Raw genomic sequence first — 590 nt, forward strand, 5'->3', positions numbered from 1 at the left:
TTGATCCTGTTAGGAATTGTCATACGAATTGTCTTACATGGCATCTATTTATACCTAGAAAAGAAGCGGTATCGATACGTATTATTCATTCCACACATAGATGATGAGGTCACACCAGATAAACTAGGACAAATGATTCGGCATGTACATGGTTCGGGCCGAAAACCTTTAGAACGCCTGTTAAAAGGGCGCGATTGGTACCGCATGACGATGTATCGTCCAGAGGGAGAAAACGAGCGTGTTCGCTTTTATGTAGGTGGTCCAGAAGATAAAATCAAACAGGTTGTGCAAGCCATACAAAGCGCCTATACTCACAGTGAAATTTATACCGTCCCAAAGGAAGAAATGCCATTTCCAACAAGGAAAGCGGTAGGAGGACGGATGGTATTAAAGAGAAAGCGGCTAGATGCTACGTTATCACTCGCACGCTATACACGTGATGTATTACCGATGTTAGGAAGTGCAATGGAAGAAAAGACATGGGTTGATATTGCTTTTACACCAGATAACGGGTATCAGCTGACAAAAGGGATTCGAAAAGCAGAAAAGGCCATTCGAAAGAAGAAAAAGCATGGGCTAGATGCCTTTGA

General features: G+C 42.7%; 1 pseudogene. It reads left to right on the forward strand.

Features of this window, described 5'->3' with window-relative positions:
* A pseudogene (locus tag ACQRBL_RS32505) lies at positions 1 to 590 on the forward strand (ATP-binding protein); the annotation flags it as partial.

The sequence above is a fragment of the Bacillus sp. AF62 genome (assembly GCF_050312695.1).
GTDB lineage: Bacteria > Bacillota > Bacilli > Bacillales > Bacillaceae_G > Bacillus_A > Bacillus_A cereus.